This window comes from Mesorhizobium sp. M5C.F.Ca.IN.020.32.2.1 (genome assembly GCF_004023105.1).
Classification (GTDB): Bacteria; Pseudomonadota; Alphaproteobacteria; order Rhizobiales; family Rhizobiaceae; genus Mesorhizobium; species Mesorhizobium wenxiniae.
On sequence record NZ_RZSX01000514.1, the window covers coordinates 1 to 4,626 of the forward strand.

At 64.9% G+C, this 4,626-nt stretch carries 4 protein-coding genes; 1 reads left to right on the forward strand and 3 read right to left on the reverse strand.

Annotation, left to right across the window (positions count from 1 at the left end; translation table 11 throughout):
- The 3 genes from EOA86_RS23085 to EOA86_RS23095 form a co-directional block, all read right to left on the reverse strand.
- The coding region (locus EOA86_RS23085; RefSeq protein ID WP_164891921.1) for a chromosome segregation SMC family protein at positions 1 to 2,078 on the reverse strand (2,078 nt) is incomplete at its 3' end.
- 117 nt (positions 2,079 to 2,195) lie between these two features.
- Entirely contained in the window at positions 2,196 to 2,924 is a 729-nt protein-coding gene (locus EOA86_RS23090) for a DsbA family protein (RefSeq protein ID WP_029355674.1), read from the reverse strand.
- Positions 2,925 to 3,111: 187 nt separating this feature from the next.
- Entirely contained in the window at positions 3,112 to 3,612 is a 501-nt protein-coding gene (locus tag EOA86_RS23095) for a DUF721 domain-containing protein (RefSeq protein WP_128343762.1), read from the reverse strand.
- 55 nt (positions 3,613 to 3,667) lie between these two features.
- Between EOA86_RS23095 and mutY the strand changes: the two genes are divergently transcribed.
- Positions 3,668 to 4,626: A/G-specific adenine glycosylase (gene mutY, locus EOA86_RS23100; RefSeq protein ID WP_128343764.1), on the forward strand; the 959-nt coding region annotated here is incomplete at its 3' end.

Consider the following 4,626-nt stretch of genomic DNA (forward strand, 5'->3'; position numbering starts at 1 on the left):
AGCGCGTTGCGGGCGGCGTCCAGCCCATGCTGGGCATCACGCCCGGCTTGACGGGCGTAGCGCTCGGCCTCGCTCGCCCGGGCAAGCGCCTGCTCGGCATGGGCAAGAGCCTCTTCGGCCTGGCGCAGGATGCGGGTCGCGTGGACCGCCTCGGCGTCGAGCTCGGCCAGCCGGTTTTTCTGCGCCAGCCGCTGCGCGGCCGCGGTCGGCGCGTCGGCACTGGCGGTGAACCCGTCCCAACGCCAAAGCGCCCCTTCGCGGCTGACCAGCCGTTGCCCGGGAGCAAGCAGCGCTTGCAGCCGCTTTCCGTCGCCGGCCTCGACGATGCCGATCTGCGCCAATCGCCGGGCCAGTTGCGCCGGCGCGCGCACCACACTGGCAAGGCTCGCGATGCCTTCGGGTAGAGCGGCGTCGCCGGGCTGGACCTCGCTTTGGCCCCAATGCACCGGCGCGCTGCGGTCGAGCGGCACATCGAGATCCTCGCCAAGGGCGGCGCCCAGCGCCGTCTCGTAGCCGCGTTCGACGCTGATCTGCTCCAGGACAGAGGGGAAGAGGTCGCCGCTCGCGGCATTCAGGATCTTGGCCAGCGTGCGGGCCTCAGTTTCAATCCGCGCCAGCTCGGCCTTTGCATCCTGAACCGGCGGGCGGGCAGCGCTTTCCGCCGCGCGCGCATCGACGACAGCCTGTTCGGCGGCAATCGCTGCGGCTTCCGTCTCCTCCAGCAGCGCCAGCGCCTGTTCGACCAGCAGCCGCTTCTCGGCGGGATCGGGCAGGCCGGCGACCCTCGAAGCGATGTCGGACAATTCCCGGTCGACATCGGCGAGCTGGCGGGCGAAACGGTCGCGGCGCTCGGCGGTATCGCGCAGCGTTCGTTCGATCTGGTTGCGGGAGGCGGCGGCCTCCGCCCGTTCGGCCGTGAGGCCAGCGAGTTTGGCTTCACTGGAGGCAAGCGTCGACGCCGCCTGTTCGAACACCGCTCGGGTGCTGGCCTCGCGCTCGGCGGCGCCGGCGTTCTCAGTGTTGAGCACGGCTTCTTCGGCGGCGAGGCGCTCAAGAATATCCGCATTGTCTCGGACCATCCGCTCCTCGCGGACGATGTCGCCGTCGAGCTGCTGGAGCCGGCGGTCGAGTTCTGCTTGGCGGGCGCGGATGCGGCCCGCTTCCTCTTCGATCTGCGTCTTGGCGATCGACAGGCGCTGGAAGGCGGCAGCGGCGGCGGCTTCCGCATCGCGCAGTTCCGGCAACCGATGCGCGCTGATCCCTTGCTCCCTGGCGGCAGCCATCTGGGCGGCGGCGCGGTCGCCGACCAGTGCCGTGGCAATCGCCAGCGCCGAGCGCGCCTCGCCTTCTTGTGTTTTGGCCAACGTCCAGCGCAGATGCAGCAGCGTCGCCTCGGCCTTGCGGATGTCGGCCGACAGGTTCTTGAAGCGCGAGGCCTGGCGGGCCTGGCGCTTCAGGCTTTCGATCTGGCTTTCCAGCTCGCCGACGACGTCGTCCAGCCGTTCCAGATTCTGTTCGGCCGCTTTCAGACGCAGTTCCGCCTCGTGGCGGCGTGTGTGCAGACCCGAAATTCCGGCCGCCTCTTCCAGCAGCGCGCGGCGCGCCTGCGGCTTTGCCTGGATCAGCTCGCCGATGCGGCCTTGCCCGACCATCGAGGGCGAGCGCGCGCCGGTCGACTGGTCGGCGAAAAGCAGCTGCACGTCCTTGGCGCGGGCTTCCTTCCCATTGATGCGGTAAAGCGAACCCGCCTCGCGCTCGATGCGGCGTGAAACCTGCAGTTCGTCTGCGTCGTTGAAGGCGGAGGGCGCGCTACGGTCGCTGTTGTCGAGGAAAAGCGTGACTTCGGCGGTGTTGCGGGCAGGACGCGTTCCCGAACCGGAAAAGATGACGTCGTCCATGCCGGACGCGCGCATGTTCTTGTACGAGCTTTCGCCCATCACCCAGCGCAGCGCCTCGACAAGGTTCGACTTGCCGCAGCCGTTCGGCCCGACGATGCCGGTCAGGCCGCGTTCGATGACGAACTCGCCGGGTTCGACGAAGGACTTGAAACCGAGCAGGCGAAGGCGCGAAAACTTCATTCGCGCCGCCCCATAGCCAAGTTCCGCAAAAGCGTTCCGCGGTTTTGCGAAGAGAATCCGCGGCACAACAAATAGTCGCGCACGCCGAAGCGCAGCCGCTTCGGCGCTGCCGACACGTCAGAGCAGAGGGTCGATAATGGCCGAGATTTCCTCAATCGACAGCGCCCCCTTGTAGGTCTTCCCGTTGATAAAGAAGGTCGGCGTCGAGTCGACCTTGAATTCATCGGCGCCGCGCTTTTGGACCGATCTCACATCGTCCAGAAGTTTCTGGTCCGTCAAGCAGGCCTCGAACGACTCCTGTGTAAAACCGGCCATCTTGGAGATTTGCAGCAGGGCGTCCTTGGTATTGGCGACACCTGCCCAGTTCGCCTGCTGCCTGAACAGAACGTCCACCATCGGGAAATAATTGTCCTTGGAGCAGCGCGCCAGCATGAAACCGGCCTCGGCGCTGGGGTCGAACGGAAATTCGCGCAGGATAAGGCGGGCCTTGCCGGTGTCGATATATTTCGTCTTCAGCTCAGGCAGGGTGGTTTCGTGGAAATGCGCGCAGTGCGGGCAGGTCATCGAGGCATATTCGACAATGGTGACCTTCGCGTCGTCCTTGCCCAGTTGCTCGTCGGGCAGTGCGCCGGGTTTCAGCAGAGCCGCCATGTCCACCGTGCCCTGGGCCTCAGGCGCCTTGGCCGCGGCAGGAGTGGCCGGCTTCATCGCATCGGCGGGAGCCGCAGGCTTTGCATCCTGCGCCACGGCTTTCTCGCCCGAGTCGCTGCAGGCGGCGAGCAGAGCCACGGCCGGAATGGCGGCCAGCGACGACAAGAGGTTTCTGCGGGACAAAAGACGGGCCATACGAATCACCTGACAATGGTTGGATTTTGCAATGCAAAGGCTAGAAAAGGCGAGAGTTGGCGCGAATTAAGGCATCCCCTTCCCCATTCCAATCGCCAAACCTTGTGTACGCGATCACGAAAGCGCGAGATCAATGCTTGTCGCCCAAAAGTGCGCAGCGGTTTTGGGCGGACGACATGCATAAAATTCAAGTCTTCTTTTGACCGAGAATGGTGGCGCCGAGCCGCTCCAGCGAAGCGCGCAGTCCGTCATCCTCGATCATTCCGACAGTGCCTGACAACTTTACCTTCTCGGCCGCGGTCAGCGGCCGAAAGCTTGGTTTAGGCCGCCCTTCGTCCGCCGTCACCGGCTTTTGTACGATTCTGATCCGGCCGATAGCGTTGAAGCCGAGGAAGGCGTTGACCCTGTTAATGATCTCGCCGGTCTCGTGCTGCAAATGGAGCGCGGCCATGCCTTCGCAGGCGATGACCAGAACCGCCGGCTCGAACGGATCATCTTCATGCATGCGGCGCGGCCACTGGATCTTTTCAGGGCGCGAACGGCTGGCGAGCCGCGGCCCGGCAATCTCCTCCCAGGACTGGACGAGCCCGATCGACATGCCGGCCCGCTTCCGCAACACCGGATCGAGAATCTGGGTTGCGAGATCACTCACCGGAACGGGATTGCCGAAGGGCCTTTTCCCTGCCATGTGCGTTCTCCAGTCACGACCTTCACCACGTATCGGTTAGGCCAGTCCTCGATCAATGGCACTGCACGACCAGACCCGCAAGACCGCATCCAGAGACAGCGGCAGAGCCGCGTCTGGAGAAAGCGGCAAAGCTGCATCCGGAGACAGCAGCAAAGCTGCATCCGGGAGCAGCAAGGCTGCGTCTGGGAGCAGCAAGGCTGCGTCTGGGGATAGCGGCCATATCACGTCCCGCCTGCTCGCCTGGTACGATGCGCATCACCGCGATTTGCCGTGGCGCATTGCGCCCCGCGAACTGGCAAGCGGCATGCGTCCCGATCCCTACCTCGTCTGGCTTTCAGAAGTCATGCTGCAGCAGACCACGGTCGAAGCGGTAAAGTCTTATTTCCGGGCCTTTGTCCAGAAATGGCCTGATGTTGAGGCGTTGGCTGCGGCACAGGCCGAAGATGTCATGAAAGCCTGGGCCGGGCTCGGCTATTATTCCCGCGCGCGCAATCTCAAGGCCTGCGCCGATCTCGTCGCACGGCAAGGCGGCAGGTTTCCGGACACGCAGACTGCCTTGAGAGAGCTGCCCGGCATCGGCGCCTACACGGCGGCGGCGATCGCGGCGATCGCCTTCGACCAGCCGGCCGCGGTCGTCGACGGCAATGTCGAGCGGGTCGTTTCCCGGCTGTTCTCGATTGCCACGCCGCTGAGCGAAGCCAAGGGAGACATACGCGCCTATGTCGAGCTCATGGTTCCAGCGACCAGACCGGGCGATTTCGCCCAGGCGATGATGGATTTGGGCGCGACGATCTGCACGCCGCGCCGGCCGCGTTGCATGCTGTGCCCGCTGCGAGAGGATTGCAGCGCCACTGTTTCAAGCGATCCCGAGCGCTTTCCTGTCCGCCTGCCGAAGGGCGAGAAACCGTTGCGGCGCGGGGCTGCCTTCGTTGCCGTACGTGACGATGGCGCCATTCTTTTGCGCAAACGTGCGGATAAAGGCCTGCTCGGCGGCATGACCGAAGTACCGACGAC

What these genes read in the sequence shown, in the direction of transcription:
- EOA86_RS23090 (WP_029355674.1), bottom strand. Translation starts at nt 2,924, where the DNA reads ATGGCCCGTCTTTTGTCCCGCAGAAACCTCTTGTCGTCGCTGGCCGCC.
- EOA86_RS23095 (WP_128343762.1), bottom strand. Translation starts at nt 3,612, where the DNA reads ATGGCAGGGAAAAGGCCCTTCGGCAATCCCGTTCCGGTGAGTGATCTC.